Annotated in this window: 23 protein-coding genes and 2 tRNA genes; 10 read left to right on the top strand and 15 right to left on the bottom strand. The window is 64.4% G+C overall.

Annotated features, from left to right (window positions below; all coding sequences use genetic code 11):
* Positions 1–42 precede the first annotated feature (42 nt).
* The 6 genes from WDLP6_RS08955 to hemP all read left to right on the top strand — a co-directional run bounded on the left by WDLP6_RS08955 (position 43) and on the right by hemP (position 3372).
* Complete coding sequence (locus tag WDLP6_RS08955) at positions 43–723, top strand: Fe2+-dependent dioxygenase (RefSeq protein WP_162592044.1); 681 nt, start codon at positions 43–45, stop codon at positions 721–723.
* Between the two features lie 111 nt (positions 724–834).
* Entirely contained in the window at positions 835–1107 is a 273-nt protein-coding gene (locus WDLP6_RS08950; protein WP_162566687.1) for a (2Fe-2S)-binding protein, read from the top strand.
* Between the two features lie 109 nt (positions 1108–1216).
* Positions 1217–1921, top strand: coding sequence for an energy transducer TonB (locus WDLP6_RS08945; RefSeq protein ID WP_443083450.1), 705 nt, complete (start codon positions 1217–1219; stop codon positions 1919–1921).
* A 14-nt stretch (positions 1922–1935) separates the two neighbouring features.
* A complete protein-coding gene (locus WDLP6_RS08940; RefSeq protein ID WP_162566686.1) occupies positions 1936–2652 on the top strand; it encodes a MotA/TolQ/ExbB proton channel family protein in 717 nt (238 codons plus the stop codon).
* A gap of 5 nt (positions 2653–2657) precedes the next feature.
* Positions 2658–3071, top strand: coding sequence for an ExbD/TolR family protein (locus tag WDLP6_RS08935; RefSeq protein ID WP_162592042.1), 414 nt, complete (start codon positions 2658–2660; stop codon positions 3069–3071).
* Between the two features lie 88 nt (positions 3072–3159).
* The gene (gene hemP, locus WDLP6_RS08930) at positions 3160–3372 is read left to right on the top strand and encodes a hemin uptake protein HemP (protein WP_162592041.1); all 213 of its coding nucleotides are present in this window, start codon (positions 3160–3162) and stop codon (positions 3370–3372) included.
* 177 nt (positions 3373–3549) lie between these two features.
* Here the strand turns inward: hemP and WDLP6_RS08925 are convergent, their stop codons facing one another.
* Positions 3550–3957 (bottom strand): GlcG/HbpS family heme-binding protein, encoded by a 408-nt coding sequence (locus WDLP6_RS08925; RefSeq protein WP_162570397.1) that lies wholly within the window; start codon positions 3955–3957, stop codon positions 3550–3552.
* Between the two features lie 175 nt (positions 3958–4132).
* On the opposite strand from WDLP6_RS08925, the gene WDLP6_RS08920 reads away from it, so the two are divergent.
* On the top strand, positions 4133–4834 hold the full coding sequence (locus WDLP6_RS08920; protein WP_162592040.1) for a Bax inhibitor-1/YccA family protein: 702 nt from the start codon (positions 4133–4135) through the stop codon (positions 4832–4834).
* A gap of 42 nt (positions 4835–4876) precedes the next feature.
* Here WDLP6_RS08920 and rlmD read toward each other — a convergent pair whose 3' ends face one another.
* Genes rlmD through surE form a run of 5 tightly spaced genes read right to left on the bottom strand, consistent with a single transcriptional unit; the run spans position 4877 to position 9846 of the window.
* On the bottom strand, positions 4877–6310 hold the full coding sequence (rlmD, locus tag WDLP6_RS08915; protein ID WP_162592039.1) for a 23S rRNA (uracil(1939)-C(5))-methyltransferase RlmD: 1434 nt from the start codon (positions 6308–6310) through the stop codon (positions 4877–4879).
* Positions 6311–6353: 43 nt separating this feature from the next.
* Complete coding sequence (locus tag WDLP6_RS08910) at positions 6354–7385, bottom strand: sigma-70 family RNA polymerase sigma factor (protein WP_162592038.1); 1032 nt, start codon at positions 7383–7385, stop codon at positions 6354–6356.
* 4 nt (positions 7386–7389) lie between these two features.
* Positions 7390–8295, bottom strand: coding sequence for a peptidoglycan DD-metalloendopeptidase family protein (locus tag WDLP6_RS08905; RefSeq protein WP_162595024.1), 906 nt, complete (start codon positions 8293–8295; stop codon positions 7390–7392).
* 11 nt (positions 8296–8306) lie between these two features.
* On the bottom strand, positions 8307–9080 hold the full coding sequence (locus WDLP6_RS08900) for a protein-L-isoaspartate(D-aspartate) O-methyltransferase (RefSeq protein ID WP_162592037.1): 774 nt from the start codon (positions 9078–9080) through the stop codon (positions 8307–8309).
* A gap of 1 nt (position 9081) precedes the next feature.
* Positions 9082–9846 (bottom strand): 5'/3'-nucleotidase SurE, encoded by a 765-nt coding sequence (gene surE / locus WDLP6_RS08895; protein WP_162592036.1) that lies wholly within the window; start codon positions 9844–9846, stop codon positions 9082–9084.
* 129 nt (positions 9847–9975) lie between these two features.
* On the opposite strand from surE, the gene WDLP6_RS08890 reads away from it, so the two are divergent.
* Positions 9976–10962, top strand: coding sequence for an NADPH:quinone oxidoreductase family protein (locus tag WDLP6_RS08890; protein WP_162592035.1), 987 nt, complete (start codon positions 9976–9978; stop codon positions 10960–10962).
* Between the two features lie 69 nt (positions 10963–11031).
* Here the strand turns inward: WDLP6_RS08890 and WDLP6_RS08885 are convergent, their stop codons facing one another.
* From WDLP6_RS08885 to uvrC, 9 genes are all read right to left on the bottom strand, one after another.
* Positions 11032–11370, bottom strand: coding sequence for an H-NS histone family protein (locus tag WDLP6_RS08885; protein WP_162566676.1), 339 nt, complete (start codon positions 11368–11370; stop codon positions 11032–11034).
* A gap of 114 nt (positions 11371–11484) precedes the next feature.
* A tRNA-His gene (locus WDLP6_RS08880) sits at positions 11485–11560 on the bottom strand.
* 30 nt (positions 11561–11590) lie between these two features.
* Positions 11591–13507 (bottom strand): SurA N-terminal domain-containing protein, encoded by a 1917-nt coding sequence (locus tag WDLP6_RS08875; protein WP_162592034.1) that lies wholly within the window; start codon positions 13505–13507, stop codon positions 11591–11593.
* A gap of 74 nt (positions 13508–13581) precedes the next feature.
* Positions 13582–13657: transfer RNA gene (locus WDLP6_RS08870), tRNA-Val, on the bottom strand.
* A gap of 18 nt (positions 13658–13675) precedes the next feature.
* Positions 13676–13948: an HU family DNA-binding protein gene (locus WDLP6_RS08865; protein ID WP_007830705.1), complete on the bottom strand. Its 273-nt coding sequence runs from the start codon at positions 13946–13948 to the stop codon at positions 13676–13678.
* Positions 13949–14171: 223 nt separating this feature from the next.
* On the bottom strand, positions 14172–15257 hold the full coding sequence (locus WDLP6_RS08860; RefSeq protein WP_162592033.1) for a tartrate dehydrogenase: 1086 nt from the start codon (positions 15255–15257) through the stop codon (positions 14172–14174).
* A gap of 120 nt (positions 15258–15377) precedes the next feature.
* Positions 15378–16259, bottom strand: coding sequence for a DMT family transporter (locus tag WDLP6_RS08855; RefSeq protein WP_162592032.1), 882 nt, complete (start codon positions 16257–16259; stop codon positions 15378–15380).
* Positions 16256–16822: a CDP-diacylglycerol--glycerol-3-phosphate 3-phosphatidyltransferase gene (pgsA, locus tag WDLP6_RS08850; RefSeq protein ID WP_162566672.1), complete on the bottom strand. Its 567-nt coding sequence runs from the start codon at positions 16820–16822 to the stop codon at positions 16256–16258. The genes WDLP6_RS08855 and pgsA overlap by 4 nt, the downstream gene beginning before the upstream one ends.
* 137 nt (positions 16823–16959) lie before the next feature.
* On the bottom strand, positions 16960–18915 hold the full coding sequence (gene uvrC / locus WDLP6_RS08845) for an excinuclease ABC subunit UvrC (protein WP_162592031.1): 1956 nt from the start codon (positions 18913–18915) through the stop codon (positions 16960–16962).
* A 40-nt stretch (positions 18916–18955) separates the two neighbouring features.
* On the opposite strand from uvrC, the gene earP reads away from it, so the two are divergent.
* Positions 18956–20026, top strand: a complete 1071-nt coding sequence (earP, locus tag WDLP6_RS08840; RefSeq protein WP_162592030.1) for an elongation factor P maturation arginine rhamnosyltransferase EarP — start codon at positions 18956–18958, stop codon at positions 20024–20026.
* A 149-nt stretch (positions 20027–20175) separates the two neighbouring features.
* The gene (gene efp, locus WDLP6_RS08835; protein WP_162566669.1) at positions 20176–20730 is read left to right on the top strand and encodes an elongation factor P; all 555 of its coding nucleotides are present in this window, start codon (positions 20176–20178) and stop codon (positions 20728–20730) included.
* Positions 20731–20797 lie beyond the last annotated feature (67 nt).

Below are 20797 nucleotides of genomic sequence, written 5' to 3'. Positions count from 1 at the left end.
CTGGCACCACGGCGGGGTTTTTCCTTTTGGAGTTGCTGAAAAATGATGCTGCATGTACCCGACGTGCTGACAACAGAGCAGGTGCGCGAGATCCACGCGACGCTCGACGCCACCCAGTGGATCGACGGCCGCGAAACCGTGGGCGACCAAGGTGCCCAGGTCAAGCGCAACCGCCAATTGCCCGAGCATTCACCAGTCGGGCGCGAGCTCGGCAAGGCTGTGTTGGGCGCGTTGGCACACAACGCCCTGTTTTTCTCGGCTGCGCTTCCCTCGCGCTTCGTCCCGCCGCTATTCAACCGCTACGAAGGCGGCGAACACTACGGGTTGCATGTCGACGGCTCGGTGCGCACCGTGCCCGGCACCGGTCAACACCTTCGCACCGACCTGTCGTGCACGCTGTTCCTATGCGATCCCGAGAGCTACGAGGGCGGAGAACTCGAGGTCGTCGATACCTATGGCGCCCATGAAGTCAAACTTCCCGCGGGCGATCTGATCGTTTATCCGTCCAGCAGCCTCCATCGCGTCCGCCCCGTGACCCGCGGCGTTCGCATCTGCTCCTTTTTCTGGGTGCAGAGCATGGTCAGGGACGACAGCCGGCGAGGAATGCTCTTCGAGCTGGATCAGATCATTCTGAAACTGCGCGCTTCGATCGGCGAGCGCGACGAAACGGTTGCGCTGACGGGGCACTATCACAACCTGCTGCGGATGTGGTCCGAGGTCTAGCCAGAACCCGACGCGGAGCATGACCTTGGCGCAACGGTAGTTATTGCAAATGCGAAGAATTCGTATTTATAATCGAAGCTCTTTCATCAACCAGCCAGCCAGTCGCGCATCATGATCGTCTGCGTATGTCGCCGAGTATCAGACCGTGAGATCGCACGTCACGTGCGAGCGGGCATGACATTCGACGAAGTGCAGTTCGAACTCGGCGTGGGAACCCAATGCGGCCAATGCGAGGGCTGCGCGCGCGATGTCGTCGCGCAATGCAGCGCTTCGCACCCAGTCGCCGCGCTCAGCCGCGAAGAGGCCCCGAGGTCGATCCAGCTTGCCAGTTCCATCACGGAAGGCAAGGCATGGAATTCTTCTCGGCACTCGGCGGTAGCCTGATCTTCGTCGCCGGCTCGGCCTGGTGGATCTTTCATAAGTAGCCCCATCAGTAATTCGCGGTTCTGCTGCATCCGGGCACCTTTTCCAAGGGCTCGCACTCGAATGGTTGATCGTGTCTGACCGCTTTTCCTCGCCTTCCACCTCGGCCTTCGGCCTTTCGCGCAATGCCGTCATCGCGGGCAGCGTGGTGTTGTTCCATATTGCTGCACTGTGGGCGCTCCAGACCGGATTGATTCGCCGCGCTGCGGAAGTGATCGTCCCCGTCGAAATCCTGAGCCAGTTGATCGAGCCGCCCAAGCCCGCGGAACCGCCGCCTCCTCCGCCTCCGCCACCCAGGCGAGAGATCACCAGGACCCCGCCACCGCCTCGGCCGCAAGCCATACGGGAGCCCAAACCGGCGCCCGCGCCCAATGCGCCCACAGGCGTTATCGAGCCGCCTCCCCCGGCACCGATAGCGCCCCCTGCCCCGCCTGCCCCCCCCGCACCGCCGGCGCCACCACCGGCGCCGCCGGCACCCAAGCTGGTGGAGGTCACGCAGGGCCAAACCCAATACATCCGCGAGCCCCGCGTCACCTACCCAGCGATGAGCAAGCGGCTGGGCGAAGCGGGCGTCGTCATCGTGGCGGTCTATTTCAACAACGCCGGCATTCCCAAGCGCGCAGAGATTTTCAAATCCAGCGGTTACGACCGGCTCGATCAAGCAGCACGCGACGCCGCACTGTCATCGCAAGTAACGCCTTTCAGGCAGCCTGGCGCCAACGAGGCGACCGTCTACCTGCTGAAGGCGCCTTTCAATTTCACACTCACCCAGTAGTTTTTGGAGCATTTATGGATTCCCAATTTGGCCTGATGAACCTGTGGCATCAGGGCGACCTTGTCACCAAGGCGGTCGCCGTGCTGCTGGTCGGCATGTCGCTTGCGTCGTGGATCGTGATCATGATCAAGGCGCTCGATGTCATCAAATACAAGCGACTCGCCAAGCATTCCGCCGACTTCTGGCACAGCGAAGACTTCGCGACTGCGCTGAACAAGCTGGGCAAGGACGACAGCAACCCCTTTCGCGCGCTCGCGCTCGAAGGCCGCGAAGCAGCCGCGCACCATCGCAACACCAAGGCGCATCTGCACGACGCGCTCGACGTGAGCGACTGGATCACGCGCGCGCTGCGCAATGGCATCGACGAATTCACGGCGCGTCTGCAAACGGGCCTCGCCGTCCTGGCCTCCGTCGGTTCGACCGCGCCCTTCATTGGCCTCTTCGGCACGGTGTGGGGTATCTATCACGCGTTGATGAGCATCAGCACGGCGGGCCAGGCAACGATCGACAAGGTGGCCGGCCCCATCGGCGAGGCCCTGATCATGACGGCGATGGGTCTTGCGGTCGCGATCCCCGCAGTGCTCGGCTACAACGCGCTGGTGCGCGGCAACAAATTCGTGCTGACCAAGCTCAACAGCTTCGCCCATGATCTGCACGCCTACTTCGTGACCGGCGCACGCGTGCAGAGCGGCAGCGTCGAAGCGACGGTCGTGCCGCTCAAGAAAGTCTGAACACCATGGCCTTCGGAACCCAGGACGAACCCGATGAGGTGATGAACGAGATCAACATGACGCCGCTGGTGGACGTCATGCTCGTTCTCCTGATCATCTTCATCATCACCGTGCCGGTCATGAAGCACGCGGTCAACATCGATCTGCCTCGCGCCACGAGCGAGCCCGAGCAGACCAAGCCGCAGAACATCCTGTTCTCGGTGACCGCCGACGGCAGCTACTACTGGAACGACCAGAAGATCGCGGATGCCGACCTGGAGCCGCGATTGGCCACGGAAGCCGCCAAGGATCCGCAGCCCGAACTGCATATTCGCGGCGACAAGGCAGTGCGCTACGAGCGCGTCGCGCAAGCCATGTCGGCAGCGCGCGAAGCGGGCCTGCGCAAGATCGGCTTCATCACGGAGCCCGATCCGAAGTAGCTGCACGCAACGCGAATGATCGGCTCGCACGATTGACTTTTTGTTGATAACAATTATCATTCAACAATCGTTTTGAAAAGGCCTTCCGATGCAAGCCACGCCCAATGCCTTCTCCGTTCTGAGCCATCCCGCCCCGGGCGCATCGTCCGGCGGTCGCGCTGCGAACGAAGCGGTGCGCCCTGCCCCGCTGCTCGAAAGCGCCGAACTCCTCAAGGGCAGCAAGACCGTCGGGATCATGCACAACGGCTCGCTCTATCGTCTTCAGGCCACCAAACTCGGCAAGCTGATCCTGACCAAATAGCCATCAGCCGCCTTCCGCGCAAGTTTCATCGTGGGGCGACTCGAGGAGATTCATCTCCAAAGGGTCGTTTTTTGCTAGCCAACGGTTCGCCGACTAGCCAAGCTTTTTTCCACCTTGAACCCCGTCAAGCAAAACGCCGACCCTCGGGTCGGCGTTTGCGTTGGAAACGTCGCGCGATCAGAGACCGAGCGCGGCGATTCCTGCCTTGGCGATCTGCGCGTCTTCGTTCGACTTGACGCCACTGACGCCGACAGCGCCGATCACATGGCCGTCCTTGACGATCGGCACGCCGCCTTCCAGCAGCCCCTCGATGCCGGGCACCGTCAGGAATGCAGTGCGGCCGCCATTGATGATGTCTTCATAGCCCTTGCTGTCACGCCGACCCATCGCCGCGGTATGGGCCTTGGCAGGGGCGATATGAGACGAAAGCGCCGCGGCCCCGTCCAGCCGCTGCAACCACAGCAGGTTGCCCGCGTCGTCGGCGATCGCGATCGTCACTGCCCAATTGTTCTTCTGGGCTTCGGCCTCCGCCGCTGCGGCGATCGTCTTGACATCAGCGAGTTCGAGGAATGATTTGGTCTTCATGGTCTTGGTCAGAAAGTTGCGCAACCTGCAAGCATAGCGCCCACATCCCGCATGAAGCCCTACGGTCTTTAGCTTTAGGAACATGCGAATGCGGGTCTTTCGTCGCGGCAAGCCCTTGCAGCATCCTAGAATGCCCGCAACTGCAGCATTGCAGCAACCACCAGGAGTTTCGGCAATGAACGACCGCGTCAACACCCTCGACACCTCCGTCGGCTATGGCCAGACGCTGCCGCAGGCAGAGCGCCAGCGCGTTCTGCGCAATACCTACTGGCTGCTGGCGCTGAGCCTGCTGCCCACCGTGCTGGGCGCCTGGTTCGGGGTGGCCACCGGCGTCACCCGCTCGCTGACCGGGGGACTCGGGCTCATGGTGTTCATGGTTGGCGCCTTCGGCTTCATGTTCGCGATCGAGAAGACGAAGAATTCGGCCGCCGGCGTACCGATCCTGCTTGCCTTCACCTTCTTCATGGGCGTCATGCTGTCGCGCCTGATCGCGATGGTGCTCGGCTTCAAGAACGGCCCCGAGTTGATCATGACCGCATTCGGCGGCACCGCGGGGGTGTTCTTCGTGATGGCCTCCGTCGCAACGGTGATCAAGCGTGATCTGTCCGGCATGGGCAAGTGGCTCTTCGTCGGCGCAATGGTGTTGATGTTCGGCGCGATCATCAACATCTTCGTCGGCTCGAGCGCAGGCATGCTGGCCATCTCGGTCGCGGCGATCGGCATCTTCTCCGCGTTCATGCTCTACGACCTGAAGCAGATCATGGACGGCGGCGAGACCAACTACATCAGCGCCACACTGGCTTTGTATCTGGACCTCTTCAATGTGTTCCAGAGTCTTCTGGCATTGCTCGGCATCTTTGGCGGCGAACGAGACTGAGCGCTTTTGCGCGTCGATGGGAAAGGGCCTTCGGGCCCTTTTTCATGCGCGCTCGAATACCGCGATCGATTCCACGTGCGCCGTGTGCGGGAACATGTTGACCACCCCTGCAAAGGTACATCGATAGCCGGCCTGGTGCACCAGCAGCCCGGCATCGCGTGCCAGCGTCGAGGGGTTGCAGCTCACATAGACGATCCGCTTCGGTGGCACCCAATTGCCCGGATGAGCTTCGGTCTGCTGGTGCAGATCGGCGAGCGCCTTGGCCAAGGCAAACGCGCCTTCACGCGGCGGATCGACCAGCCACTTGTCGGCAGCCCCATCGGCCACGAGCATCGCGGGCGTCATCTCGAACAGGTTGCGCGCGACGAAGCTAGTCGCAGCCAGTGCAGGCCGACCTGCTGCGGCGGCGCGATTGCGCTCGAAGTTGTCCGCTGCCCGCATCACCAGCGTGTCGCTGCCTTCGATGCCCAGCACTTCGCGCGCGCGGCTCGCGAGCGGCAGCGTGAAATTGCCGAGACCGCAGAACCAGTCGATGACCCGCTCGTCGGGTTGCACATCGAGCAGGCGCAACGCGCGGCTCACCAGCGCACGATTGATGTGCGGATTGACCTGCGTGAAATCGGTCGGCTTGAAGGGCATCGTAATGCCGAACTCCGGCAGTTCGTAGGAAAGCGTCGGCTTGCCGTGTTCGAGCAGCTTGACCGTCTCGGGCCCCTTCGCCTGCAGCCACCACTGGACTCCCACGTGCTGCACCGCGAAGGCCTTGAGCCGATCCACGTCCGCGACTGACAGCGGCGCCAGATGCCGCAACACCAACGCGATCACCCCGAGCGCCGCGCCGCCCGGCGCATCGCCGCAGGCCAGCTCGATCTGCGGGCAGGTATCGCGCGCGTCCATTGATCCGATGAGCTCGCGCAGCGGCATGAGCATGTCGCTGACCTGCGCCGGCAAGACCGGACACACCTTCATGTCTGCAAGATAGCGGCTCTTCCTCTCGTGAAACCCGATCAGCACCGTGCCTTTCTTCACCACGTGGCGCACCGACAGGCGCGCGCGATAGCGATAGTGCCAGGTCGGCCCCTCGAGAGGCCGCATCATGTTCTCCGGCCGCACCTTGCCGAGGTGCCACAGGTTGTCCTCCAGCGCGCGCTGCTTCACCGCGACTTGCGCTGCCGGATCGAGATGCTGCATCTTGCAACCGCCGCAGGCGCCGGTGTGCAAGCCGAAATGCGGACAACCCGGCCGCACGCGCTGTGACGACTCGCGAGCAATCGCAGTTACCGTCCCCTGCTCCCAATTGTTCTTCTTGCGATGCACGTTGAACTGCACGTCCTCGAACGGCAGAGCGCCCTCGATGAAGACGACCATGCCGTCGGCCTTGTGCGCCACGCCCTGCGCGTCGAGATCGAGCGACTCGACGTGCAGCCATTCATTGCGCAGGCTCTGCGCTTCCTTCTTCTCAGTCGAATCCGTCATGCACGGATTGTCTCAGGGCGGCAAGCCCTGACCGACCCCAGCGCTAAAGGAGTGCGTCGCGCCGTACGCCCGCGCGCACGAGTTGGCGCCGCATCTTGGCAAGCGCTTCGTTCTGGATCTGCCGCACGCGCTCCCGCGTGAGGCCGAGACGTGTGCTCAAGACCTCGAGCGTCTCCGGATCGCGATCGTGCAAGCCATAGCGGCCTTCGAGCACTTCGCGCTCACGCTCGGTCAAGGCATGGATCCATTGGTTCAGAAGTTTTTCGACTTCGTGCGTCTGGGTCACACCGGTCGGGTCGCCCGCCTCGTCCTCCGAGGCCACGGTGTCGGCGAGCGTGAAGCTGTCGTCGCCTCGCTCGCTGGCCGTGTCGAGCGAGCGCGGAGCCTCTGCGAGCGCCATGAGCTCGGCGACCTCCCGCACCTCGCGACCCAACAGCGCCGCAACGTCCTCGACCCTCACGCCGTCAGGCCGTCGGGCGATGAATTCCGCATCCCCCTCGAGCGATCGACGCGCCCGTATCACCTGCTGCAGTTCGCGCACCACGTGAACGGGCAAACGGATCGCCCGCGCCTGCATCATCGCGGCACGCTCGATCGACTGCCGAATCCACCACGTCGCGTAGGTCGAGAAGCGGAATCCGCGCTCGGGCTCGAACTTGTTGATCGCATGCATCAGGCCCAGATTGCCTTCCTCGATCAGATCCTGCAGCGGCACGCCCCGGCCAAGATATGCCTTCGCGATGTTGACGACGAGCCGCAGGTTGTGCTCGATCATCGATTGACGCGCTGCGAAATCGCCGTTGCGCGCCGCGCAGGCGGTTTGATATTCCTGGTCGGGCGTGAACAGCTGCGTGCGCCGGATCTCGCGCAGATAGACCGTCAACGAATCGCCGCCCTCGCTGCCCAGGTCCTGCAGTGCAGCGTCGCGAGGATCTTCGCGAGCGACCTCGTCGTCCGGCCGATCTGCAACGTGGTCGGAAGGAAAGGCCGGAGTGGCAGGCCCGAAGTCCGCCACGCTGCCGTTGCCCGCCTTTCGCCGCACGACCGGGGTGCGATGAGGGCGAGCGTTGGTCATGGCGCTAACGCGCGGGCAGGTAGCGCGCCGGATCGACCGGCTTGCCCTGACGGCGTATCTCGAAATGCAGCTTCACGCGGTCGGCGTCGCTGCTGCCCATCTCTGCGATCTTCTGGCCCTTTTGCACCGACTGGTCTTCCTTCACCAGCAGCGTGCGGTTGTGCGCATAGGCCGTGAGGTAGGTGTTGTTGTGCTTGAGGATGATCAGGTTGCCATAGCCGCGCAGGCCGGCGCCCGCATAGACGACCCGTCCGTCGGCTGCGGCAAGCACGGGGTCGCCGGCCTTGCCGCCGATGTCCAGGCCCTTGTTCTTCGCTTCATCGAAGCCGGCGATCAACGCGCCTTGTGCAGGCCAGATCCAACCCACGTCCTCGTCGCCGGAAGCAGCCGCGGGCGGCGCAGTGCTGACGGGCGGCGTGGCCGGCTTCACTGCGGAGGCCGAGGCCACCACTGCCGGCGCGGAAGCCGCACTTGCGATGGGCGCGGCGCTGGCCGGCGTACCGGGCCGGGTTGCGACGGCGGCGGCCTCGGCGGCGCCGACCGGCGGAATCACGCGCAGAACCTGGCCGACTTCGATCAGGTCGGGGTTGTCGAGATTGTTCCACTTGGCGATGTCGCGCCAATTCTGATTGGTTTCCGTGCCGATGCGGCGAATGGTGTCGCCCGGACGCACGGCGTAGTAGCCCGGCTTGCCGTAGTTCTCGATGCCCGGAAGCGGCTTGCCGGATGCGTCCGTGGTGATGGGCGGAACGCCCGGCCCATTGGCGCCGAGGTTGACAGCGGGTGCGCGTGTCATGGTCCCGCGGTCTTCGACCGGTGCGGGGCCGCGGTCCGCGGCGCACCCCGCAATCACGAGCGAAATAACCAGCGTGACGCCGGCAAGCCAGCTCCGATTGCCAATACCCTGCATGTGTTCGTCCTTCAAGCAATTCCCGATTTTAGGGGGACAAAGTGAACCGCCTCAAGAATGCGGCGCTCCAGTCCGCGTGCGGTTTTGTCTATCACGACCAAGGCCTGTCCGCCCGTCGCCGATTGCGTCGGCGCCACGATCCGACCCCCTACCGCCAGCTGCGCGATCCACGCTTCCGGCACGGACTCGCCGCCTGCCGCGGCAATGATTGCCGCATAGGGCGCGCCCTTCGGATAGCCCACCATGCCATCGCCCAGCAGCAAGTGAACGGTCGCCAGCCGGAACGCACGAAGATTGGCCCGTGCCTTCTCGTGCAGTCCGCGCAGCCGCTCGATGCTGTAGACCTCGGTCGCCACATGGCTCAGTACCGCCGCCTGATAACCGCAACCGGTGCCGATCTCGAGCACCCGGCCCAGGCGATCGCCAGATTTGTTCGCCAATGCCGGCGCTCCAAGCAGCAGTTCGATCATGCGCGCCACCACGTTCGGCTTGGAAATGGTCTGGCCCAGTCCGATCGGCAGGCTGGTGTCTTCATAGGCCTGATTCACGAGCGCGCTGTCGACGAAACGGTGGCGTTCGACAGTGCCCATCGCACGCAGCACACGCCCATCGGTGATCCCTTGCGCCGCGAGTCGCTGAACCATGCGAGCCCGCACGGCGTTCGAGGCCATCGAAGGCGCATCGTGGACCATCGGCTTGGCAGGCACCGCAGGTCTGCGACCCTGCGTTGCCGCAGCCGCGGTCGGCGTCAGTCGGACGGGGAATCCAGGGCGCTGACTTGCCATGTCAGGACGGCTCGGAAAAACGTGCGATCGTCTCGCGCCATTGTCCGAGGCTCGCATGGTCGGTCAGGTCGATCTGCAAGGGCGTCAACGCGACATGGCCTGCCGCGGTGGCATGGAAATCCGTGCCCTCGCCGCTGTCCTTCGCGCCGCCCGCACCGGCGATCCAGTACATCGTCTCGCCGCGCGGGCTGTCCTGCGTGATGACCTTCTCGGCCGCATGACGGCGCCCGAGTCTGCAGACCTTGACGGGCTTGAGTTCGTCGAACGGCCGGTTCGGCACGTTGACGTTGAGCAGGAACGGCGAGCCTTCGAGCATGCGTTCGCGTTCGATCTGCTCGACCAGCCTGCGCGCGACCTGCGCTGCCGCATCGACGTGCGCCCAACCTTTCTCGATCTGCGAGAAAGCGATGGCCGGAATGCCGAAGAGATAGGCCTCCATGGCGGCGCCGACGGTGCCCGAGTAGATCGTGTCGTCGCCCATGTTCGCGCCGTTGTTGATGCCCGAGACCACGAGGTCGGGCCTGTAGTCGAGCAGGCCCTTGAGCGCGATGTGAACGCAATCGGCCGGCGTGCCGGTCACATAGCGGAACCCGTTGTGCGCGGTATGGACATAGAGCGGTGCGGACAAGGTGAGCGCGTTCGACTTCGCGCTGTTGTTGTGCTCGGGAGCGACCACCTCGACTTCCGCGATCTCCTTCAACGCATCGTGCAGCGCGACGACGCCCGGAGCCTGGAAACCATCGTCATTCGAAATAAGTATCTTCATGTCGTCTTTGAGTGCGCGCGATTGTAGGCGCCGGGTGCGTCACGACAGGGACAACAGCCACCTTGCGCCGCCGCCTATCATGACCCTTGTTTATTGTCCTCAAGACCCACCTCAAAAGGAGAGACGAGCATGCACGCATGGCTCTGCGAGAACCCGACCGGCGTCGAAGCGCTGACCTGGAAAGAACTGCCGACCCCGGTGCCCGGCCCTGGCCAGGTGTTGATCGACATCAAGGCTGCGAGCCTGAATTTTCCTGACCTGCTGATCGTCCAGAACAAATACCAGATCAAGCCGCCGCTGCCCTTCGTGCCCGGATCGGAATACGCGGGCGTGGTCGCCGCCGTCGGCGAAGGGGTCACCCACCTGCACCTCGGACAGAACATCGCCTGTCTTTCGGGCACCGGAGGCTTCGCCACCCACACGCTGGCGCCTGCTGCGCTGTGCATGCCGCTGCCCGAGGGCTTCGGGTATGTCGACGCGGCGGCGTTCATCATGATTTACGGGACCTCTTGGCATGCATTGATGGACAGGGCGCAACTCAAGTCCGGCGAAACCGTCTTGATACTCGGCGCGGCAGGTGGCGTCGGCACCGCGGCAATTCAGATCGCAAAGGCCGCAGGCGCCAAAGTCATTGCCGCAGCGTCGACCGATGAGAAATGCGAGCTCTGCAAATCCATTGGCGCCGACCTCGCCATCAACTACACCACGAACGCGTTGCCCAACGGATTTCGCGAAGCCATCAAGTCGGCAACGAACGGCAAAGGCCCCGACGTCATCTACGATCCGGTGGGCGGCGAATTCGCCGAGCCCGCGTTCCGCTCGATCGGCTGGCGGGGCCGCTATCTCGTCGTCGGCTTCGCTGCCGGCCCGATTCCATCGCTGCCATTGAATTTGATGCTGCTCAAAGGCGCATCGGTAGTGGGCGTGTTCTGGGGTGATTTCGCCAAGCGCGAGCCCAAAGCCAATGCGCAGATGATGGCCGAATTGGCAAGATGGTACGGCCAGGGAAAGATCAAGCCCGTGATCGACCGGACGATGCCCATGGCAGCCTTGAAGGCCGCCTACGAGCGCCTCGGCTCGCGTGGCGTCAAGGGCAAGCTGGTCATGGTGAACTGAAGACCCTGCGAGCAGCCGCAACGAAAAAGCCCGCTCGCGCGGGCTTTTTCATGTTCGGCGGTGCGGGAACTACTTGATCTCGAAGTCCGCCAGCGATTTTCCAGCGGCGAGTGCCTCGGTGATCCAGCGCGGTTTGCGCCCACGCCCGCCCGACCAGGTTTCGCCATTGGGCGAGCGGTATTTTGCGGCGGACTTGGGGGCCGCAGCGCCTGAACCGCGTTTGCCTGCACGCGGGGTGAGCTTCAGATCGGCGGCGGTCAATCCATATTCGGCAACTTTTTTGCGCAGCTCCTCGATGATGCCCGCGCGTTCTTGGTTGCGCAGTTCTTCGGCTTGCTTGCGCAATTGTGCAATCTGCTCGTCGTGCTTCTTGATCTGGGAATTGATATCTGCAAGGGTCGAGGCCATCGATGCAAATCCTCCGAATTGGAAAGTCAAAATTCTAATTCAAATCCCAATTGCCGCAAGCGCCGCAAACAAAAAAGCGCCGACCAGACGGTCGGCGCTTTTATCAAGAAGATTTGGGGTGGCTGATGGGACTCGAACCCACGACGACCAGAATCACAATCTGGGACTCTACCAGCTGAGCTACAGCCACCGCAGAGTTCGCAATTGTAGCGTCAAAAAACTAGCGTTCCGCGGTGGCAGGTGTATCTGCGGGCCTCGGCACCAGAATCTGAGCCTTGAACCTGTCCTTCAACACGTCGTAGTAGGCCGCGTTCTCTGCCGAGGCCACCGCCTGCGCAAACTGCTCGTTCTCGTGGTGCGCTTCCTCGGTCGCGGGCGGCGTGCGGGGCACGGACTTGTTGACGCGCACGACAGCATATCCCTGAGCGCCCAGATCGACGCCGATGAAGGCAGGCAGCTTGGCGATGTCGGCACGCAAGGCGGCTTCGATCACGGGCGCGGGCTGGGATTGCGTCTCCAGACGCGACACGGTGATCGGCGCCGCGAAGGTGGCGCCGGCGGCATCGGAACGCCAGGCTGCAAGCCTGGCCTCGCCTTCGGTCCTGGCAAGCGCCGCGGCACGTTCAGCGACCACCAGGGTCCGGACCTTGTCCTTGACCTCGTCGAACGGCAACGAGCGCGCGGGCGCGTATTTCGTGATGCGTCCCGAGACGAGCTGGTTCGGCCCGATTTCGATGGCTTCGGTGTTGTGCTTGCGTTCGAGCGAATCGGCAGCATAGAGCGCGCTCAGGAAGTTGCGGCTCCCCAGCACGCCCGTCGCGCCAGGCGCCGGTGTACGTCCGACCTGGCTCGCGGTCTGGATGGTCAGCTTGAGCTTGTCCGCCGCCGGCTTCAGGCTGTCGGGCTGCTGATAGACGATGTCGGTGAAGCTCTCGGCTGCCTTGGCGAATTCCTGTGTTGCCTGCTGACTGCGCAGCTCGTTCTCGATGGTGGCGCGCACCTTGTCGAACGGCGGAACCACGGCCGGCTTGATGTCGTTGAGCTGGATGATGTGATAGCCGAACTCGGTCTCGACGACATCGCTGATCTCGCCCTTCTTGAGCGCGAACAGGACGTCCTCGAACGGCTTGACCATGGCGCCGCGCGTCACGAAATCGAGATCGCCGCCCTTCTCCGCCGACCCGGGATCCTGCGAGTTCTTGCGTGCGACCTCGGCGAAAGTATTGGGCGCCTTGCGAACTTCGGCCAGCAGTTGTTGCGCCTTCGCGCGCGCCTTCTCGCGCTCGGCGGCCGGCGCCCCGGCGGGTGCGCTGATGAGGATGTGGCTGGCGCGCCGTTCCTCCTTGGTGCCGAAGCGGGCCATATTCTGGTCGTAGTAGGTCTTGAGATCGGCCTCGTTGACGGCGATGTTCTTCTTGGCTGCATCGAGGTCCAGCAGCAGGTACTCGATGTTGGCTTGCTCGGGCACCTGGAACTGGGCGGCGTGGGCCTTGTAGTAGCTCTCGAGGTCGGCGTCGCTGACGCTGACCTTGGCCGTGAAGTCGGCCGGATTGAAACGCGCCACCTGCACCTCGCGCCGGTCGTAGAACGCGTTCAGCGCGGCGGCCGCCTGCGCGGACGTGGCAAAGGCGGTGCCGGAGATGCCGAGCAGCACCTGCTGCGTGGCCAGTTCGGCGCGCACGGACGCTTCGTACTGCTCGGGCGTGCGGCCGGTAACCTGCATGAAGCGTTCGCGATCGAACTTGCCGTCGGGCGTGCGGAAGGAGGCCAGCCCCGCGTCTTCGGCGAACAAGCGCGAGAGCCGCTCCTCGGAGACGGTCATGTTCGATTTCGAGGCCGCGGCCGAGAGAACGCGGTCGCGCACCATGCGCTCCAGCGTCGCGTAGCGCGCCGCATCCGAATCGAGCAGGGCCGGGTCGACATTGGGTGCCTGCTGCCGAATCCGGTCCACCTCGTTGCGGTGCTGCGCGTCCCATTCCGGCCGCGTGATGTCGTCGCCAGCCACGCGGGCGACCTTCTCGCCGCTGCCGCCACCCTGTTGATACCGATCGACGCCGAACAGCACGAACGACGGAATGATCAGCAAGAACAAGAACACCATGACGATCTTGTTGTACTTGCGGAAGGAATCAAACATGCTTGAACACTCTCTGTGACGGATGCCTGGACAGCAACAAAAAAGGCGAACACTTCGTTCGCCTTTGCATCGGATGGTGGGTGCTGAGGGGTTCGAACCCCCGACCTACGCCTTGTAAGGGCGCCGCTCTACCAGCTGAGCTAAGCACCCCACCGGGAAAACGATGTCTCAGTTCAACGCGTCTTTCAACGCCTTGCCGGGACGGAACTTGGGAATCTTGGCTGCCTTGATTTTAATCGCGTCGCCGGTGCGCGGATTGCGCCCCGTGCGAGCGGCCCGTTTGCCCACTGCGAAAGTGCCGAAGCCGACGAGCGACACGGAGCCGCCCTTTTTGAGCGTGGTACGAATGGCGCCGATGGTCGATTCGAGTGCGCGCGTGGCAGCGGCTTTGGAGATGTCGGCGTTTTTTGCGATGTGCTCAATCAGTTCGGTTTTGTTCACAAGGACCCCTTGCAGGAAAAATTGTTGATCGGTTTCGTCAGAAGCAATGCCAGCCCATGACGACGCCACGGGCGTGATGAAGGAAGAAAGGGTGGCAGTTCTGACGCGCCGGCAGCGCACTGCCGACAAGGATTACAACCACTGGCCTACGGGGTGTCAATACGACACTCAGCGCGCGACGCAGCGGGGACCGCGATTTTAAGGGCGATTTTCAGCAGGTGTTTCAGAGCGCCTGTGCGATGGCCTGGCCCAGATCGGCCGTGCTTGCGCTTCCACCGATGTCCGGCGTGCGCGGCGCGCCGCTTCCCGGCGCCAGGACCTTCTCGATCGCCGCCAGGATTGCATCGTGCGCAGCCTTGTGGCCGAGGAACTCCAGCATCATCGCGCCGCACCAGATCTGGCCGATCGGATTGGCGATGCCCTTGCCCGCGATGTCCGGCGCCGACCCGTGCACCGGCTCGAACAGCGAAGGCGTCGTGCGCTCGGGATTGAGATTCGCGCTCGGTGCGATGCCGATGGTGCCGGTGCAGGCAGGCCCCAGGTCGGACAGGATGTCGCCGAACAGGTTGCTCGCCACCACCACGTCGAAGAAATCGGGCCGCTGCACGAAGTGCGCGGTGAGGATGTCGATATGGAACTTGTCCAGCCTGACGCCCGGATAGCTCTTGGCCATCTGCGCCACGCGCTCGTCCCAGTACGGCATGGTGATCGAGATGCCGTTGGACTTGGTCGCGCTGGTCAGATGCTTCTTGGGCCGCGATTGGGCGAGCTCGAAGGCGAACTTGAGCACCCGATCGACGCCCACGCGGGACATCACGGTTTCCTGCACCACGATCTCGCGCGCGGTGCCTTCGTACATGCGCCCGCCGATGCTCGAATATTCGCCTTCGGTGTTCTCGCGCACGATGTACATGTCGATCTCGCCGGGCTGCCGCGGCGTGCCGTCGCGCCGCACTACCGGCGCCACGATGCCGGGCATCAGGCGCGCGGGCCGCAGGTTGATGTACTGGTCGAACTCGCGGCGAAACAGCAGCAGCGAGCCCCAGAGCGACACGTGGTCCGCGATCTTCTCGGGCCAGCCGACGGCGCCGAAGTAGATGGCGTCGTGGCCGCCGATCTGGTCTTTCCAGTCGTCGGGCAGCATCTTGCCGTGCTTCTCGCAGTAGTCCCAGCTCGAAAAACCGAAGTGGTCGAACTTCAGGTCGATGCCGAATTTGCGGGCCGCGGCATCGAGGACCCGCAGGCCTTCGGGCATGGTTTCCTTGCCGATGCCGTCGCCGGCGATGACTGCGATGCGCTGGGTGCTCATGGCTCGATCCTTTGGTGTCTCATGGAAGAAAGGGGCGCGTGCGCCGAAGTCCCGCGCTGCGCCTTTCACTCGAATATAGCGGCGGCTTGTGACCCGCGCACCGATGACGGCTCGCCGGCCTCAGCGCTCGCCGCGCACCACCAGGCTCACGCCGACAGCCGTCGTCGCGATGCCGGCCACCGTCATGGCGGTGATCGGCTCCCCGAACAGCACCCAGGCCATGACCGCGGTGCACGGCGGCACCAGGTAGAGCAGGCTCGTGACCGCGGTGGCGGTCCCGCGCTGGATGAGGATGTAGAGCAGCGAGCTGCCGCCCAGCGACAACCCCAGCACCGACCACGCCATCGCGCCGCCTGAGGACAGGTTCCATTGAATGGCGTCGGTTTCCAGCGCGGCGAAGGGCAGCGTGACGAGCAGCGCCGCGCTGAGCTGAACCGCGCTGGCGCTGCGAACATCGCAAGGCGCGACGAAGCGCTTCTGGTACAGCGTGCCGATCGTGATGGAGAAAAGGGCCATCAGCGCAAGCCCCATGGTCAGCGCGCTGACCTCCGTGCCCTGGCCCAGCTTGCGAAAGACCACCAGCACCAGGCCGGCGAAGCCGAGTATCAGGCCGGCCCACTGCCGGCGCGTGATCGAGCCGCCGCGCATCGACAACCAGATGGCCGTGAGCACCGGCTGGATTCCGACCAGCAGCGCCGTGAGACCCGAGCCCATGCCTGCCCGCACGGCCGCCCAGACACCCCCAAGATAACCCGCCTGCATCAGGACGCCGGTAACCGCCAGATGCGCCCACTGCGCGCGCCGGACCGGCCATGCGACACGCGCAACGCGCACCCAGACGAGGAAGCAGATCACTGACAGCGCGTAGCGCACCGCCAGGAACTTGAGCGGCGGCGCATAGGGCATGCCGAAACGCGCCACCACGAAGCCCGTGCTCCAGATGAACACGAACACCACCGGCATCGCACGCAACCAGCCCGACCGGCCGGCCGCTCCCGTCATTTCGCGCGGGCCCGGATTTCGGGAATGGCCTTTTGCAGGTAATAGACCATCGACCAGACCGTGAGCACGGCGGAGATCCAGATCAGCCACCGCCCCCAGGCGCCGGTGTCGATCACACCGAACAGCAGGCCGTTGAAGAGCAGGAACGGGATCGCGACCATCTGCACCACCGTCTTGACCTTGCCGAGCATGTGCACCGCCACGCTCTTGCCGGCGCCGATCTGGGCCATCCATTCGCGCAGCGCCGAGATCGCGATCTCGCGGCCGATGATGATCAGCGCCACGAACACGTCGGCGCGGTTCAGGTGCACCAGGACCAGCAGCGACGCGCACACCAGGAACTTGTCGGCGACGGGGTCCAGAAAGGCACCGAAGGCCGAGGTCTGGTTGAGCTTGCGCGCGAGAAAGCCGTCGAGCCAATCGGTCATCGCGAACACGATGAACATCACCGTCGCGATGAGGTTGCGCGTCGGCTCGGACAGCGGCAGGTAAAAAACGCCCACGATCAGCGGAATCGCGACGATGCGCGTCCAGGTCATGATCGTCGGCAGAGTCCAGAACATCGCGACGAGTGTATATGGCTCGCCCCCAGGCTTGCTCGCTTCGCGTAGCCGCCCGCCCCCTGCCGGGGGCAACACCGGCGGACCGGCGAAGCCGGTTCCGCGGTGTTTCACGAAGGGGCCTGGCTTCGCCGGCCGGGTCAGTGCAGGGCTTTGTAGATTTCTTCGGCGAGGTCTGCGGCGATGCCTTCGACCGATGCGATGTCTTCCACGCTGGCGGCCGCGACGCCGCGGATGCCGCCGAAGCGCTGCAGCAAACGAGCCCGACGCTTGGGGCCGATGCCCGGGATGTCTTCGAGCTGGCTGCCGCCCACCCGCACCTTCGCCCGTTTCGCGCGCATGCCGGTGATCGCGAAGCGATGCGCCTCGTCGCGGATCTGGGCGACCAGCATCAGCGCGGCCGAGTCGCGGCCCAGATAGACTTTTTCGCGGCCATCGGCGAACACGAGTTCTTCCAGGCCGACCTTGCGCCCCTCGCCCTTTTCCACGCCGACGATCAGCGACAGCGGCAGGCCCAGCTCGCTGAACACCTCGCGCGCCATCGACACCTGTCCCTTGCCGCCATCGACCAGCACCAGGTCGGGCATCTGCGCCGCCCGCGTGCCCGGGCGCGCGTCGGCACCGCCGCCATCGCCGGCCGTCGGGGCGTCGCTCTCCGCTGCCATCGCTTCGGCCAGCTTGCCATAGCGGCGATGCAGCACCTGCCGCATCGCGGCGTAGTCGTCGCCCGGCGTGATGCCGTCGATGTTGTAGCGCCGGTATTCGCGGTTCTGCATGACATGGTGTTCGAACACCACGCACGAGGCCTGCGTCGCCTCGCCCGCGGTGTGCGAGATGTCGAAACATTCGACGCGGAAGTTGTCCAGGTCGTCCGGCGCGAGTTCGAGCGCATCGACCAGCGCGCGGGTGCGTGCTTGCTGCGAACCCTCCTCGGCGAGCAGGCGCGCGAGCTGCAGGCCGGCGTTCGTGAGCGCCATCTCGAGCCAATGCCGGCGCTGCTCGTGCGGCTGGAACACGGCCGTGATGCGCGTGCCGGACTGCTGCGACACGGCCGCGATCAGGTCGCGGCTCACCAGTTCGCTCAGCACCAGCGTGGCGGGAACGGGCACGTCGATGTAGTGCTGCGCGATGAAAGCCTCGAGCACCTGCACCTCGACCGCATCGGAAAGCGGCAGCGGATCGTCGCCCTCCGACTCGTACTCGCCCTGCTGGATCTGCGTGGCGTCCTCGACATGCACCGGGAAGTAGGCGCGGTCGCCCAGGTGCCGCCCGCCGCGGACCATCGCCAGGTTGACGCAGGCCTTGCCGCCCTGCACCTTGACCGCGAGGATGTCGACGTCCTTGTCCGATGCGATCTCGATCGACTGCTGATGGAGCACGCGCGACAGCGCCGACATCTGGTTGCGCAGCTCGGCCGCCTGCTCGAACTCCAGCTTTTCTGCATGGGCCGTCATGCGCGCCTCGAGCTGGGTCAGCACGGCCTGCGTGTCGCCCATCAGGAAGGCCTCCGCGTTGGCCACGTCCTGCGCATAGGCCTCGCGCGTGATGTAGTCCACGCAGGGCGCAGTGCAGCGCTTGATCTGGTAGAGCAGGCAGGGCCGCGTGCGGTTGCTGTACACCGTGTCCTCGCACGTGCGCAGCTTGAAGACCTTCTGCAGCAGCTGGATCGATTCCTTCACCGCCCAGGCGCTCGGGTAAGGACCGAAGTAGCGGTGTTTGCGGTCGACCGCGCCGCGGTAGTAGGCGAGCCGCGGAAACGTGTGCGAGGCGATCTTCAGATACGGATAGCTCTTGTCGTCGCGAAACAGGATGTTGTAGCGCGGCTTGAGCGACTTGATCAGGTTGTTCTCGAGCAGCAGCGCCTCGGCTTCGGAGCGCACCACCGTGGTCTCCATGCGGGCGATCTTCGAGATCATGTGGCCGATGCGCGTGCCGGCATGGCTCTTCTGGAAATAGTTCGCGACGCGCTTTCGCAGGTTGCGCGCCTTGCCCACGTAGAGCACCGCGCCGGCCGCATCGAAATAGCGGTAGACGCCGGGCAATTGCGGCAGTGCCGCGACTTCGCTGAGCAGTTGATCGGAATGTGTTTCGGACATCGTCCTGTCTGTGGCCATGGGGGCTGTAGAGTATCCCGCGATGCGCTGGGACATTTTCTGCAAGGTGATTGACAACCATGGCGATGTCGGCGTCTGCTGGCGGCTGGCCTGCGGGCTGGCAGCCCAGGGGGAGACGGTCAGGCTGTGGATCGACGATCCTTCGGCACTGGCATGGATGGCGCCCCGGGGTTTCGAAGGCGTCACCGTGATCGCATGGACGCAAGAAGCTGCCGACCGGCATGCCGACACGCAGCCAGCGCCGGATGTGCTGATCGAGGCCTTCGGCTGCGAGCCGGCCCCGCCGGTCATTGCCCGCTACGCCGCCGGCGCGCGCCAGGGCGCAACGAAGCGCGGATGGATCAATCTGGAGTACCTGTCGGCCGAGCCCTATGTGGAACGACTTCACGGCCTGCCTTCGCCGGTCTTCCGGGGGCCGGGCGACGGCCTGACCAAGCACTTCTTCTATCCGGGCTTCACGGCCGCGACGGGCGGCCTGCTGCGCGAACCCGACCTGCTCGCATGCCGCGGACGCTTCGACCGCGGTGCGTGGCTCGCGCAACAAGGCATTGCGTGGCAAGGCGAGCGCCTGGTCTCCCTGTTCTGCTACGAACCGGCCGCGCTGTCGGACCTGATCGCCCAGTTCGAGCAAGCGGCGTCGCCGACGCGCCTGCTGGTGACCGCCGGACGTGCCGCCGCCGCCTTGCCGCCGGGGCCGGCGCGGCGCGGCGCGCTGTCGATCTCATGGCTGCCTCATCTGCCGCAGACGGATTACGACCGCCTGCTCTGGGCCTGCGACCTGAATTTCGTGCGCGGAGAAGACTCGCTGGTCCGTGCGCTCTGGGCCGGCGCACCCTTCGTCTGGCAGATCTATCCCCAGGACGACGACGCCCATCACATGAAGCTCGACGCCTTTCTGGCTTGGGCGCAGGCACCCCGCTCGCTGCATGATTTCCACCATCTCTGGAACGGCACGGGCGCGGGCACCCTTCCCTTTCTCGACGATGCAACCCTGGCCTCGTGGCGCGCCGCAGCCCTCGCAGCGCGTGCGCGGCTGCTTGCCCAGGACGATCTCTTGACCCGGTTGCGGCGCTTCGTCGCCCAAAAAAGCTAAAATTGCGGGCTTTGCGGATTTCCGGCGGTGGTCAGTGTCGACCCCGGCCGCACCTTCCGCTGAACCCGCCGCGGTGAATGCGCCGAAGGGCCCTGAACTCCAACAGGCCCGAAGACGCACCGAGCGGCCAACATCCAGAGACCCTGATCATGAAAATCGCTCAAGAAATCCGCGCCGGCAACGTCATCATGCACGGCAAGGACCCGATGGTCGTCCTCAAGACCGAATACAGCCGCGGCGGCCGCAATTCCGCCACCGTGCGCATGAAGCTCAAGAGCCTGATCGCCAACTTCAACACCGAAGTGGTTTTCAAGGCCGACGACAAGATCGACCAGATCGTGCTCGAGAAGAAGGAATGCACCTATTCCTACTTCGCCGACCCTATGTACGTCTGCATGGACTCGGAATACAACCAGTACGAGGTCGAGGCCGAGAACATGGGCGACGCGCTCAACTACCTCGACGACGGCATGCCGGTCGAAGTGGTGTTCTACGACGGCAAGGCCATTTCGGTCGAACTGCCGACCAGCGTCGAGCGCGAAATCACCTGGACCGAGCCGGCCGTCAAGGGCGACACCTCGGGCAAGGTCATGAAGCCGGCCAAGATCTCGACCGGCTTCGAGGTCGGTGTGCCGCTCTTCGTGGCACAGGGCGACCGCATCGAGATCGACACCCGCACTGGCGAGTACCGCAAGCGCGTCTGAACGTCGTCGCCGGCGGATCCACGAGGCTCCTGCGGGAGCCTTTTTTGCGCACGCTGCGGCGCGCACA

The organism is Variovorax sp. PBL-E5, from assembly GCF_901827185.1.
Lineage (GTDB): Bacteria > Pseudomonadota > Gammaproteobacteria > Burkholderiales > Burkholderiaceae_C > Variovorax.
This window is presented reverse-complemented; position numbering and strand designations above follow the sequence as displayed.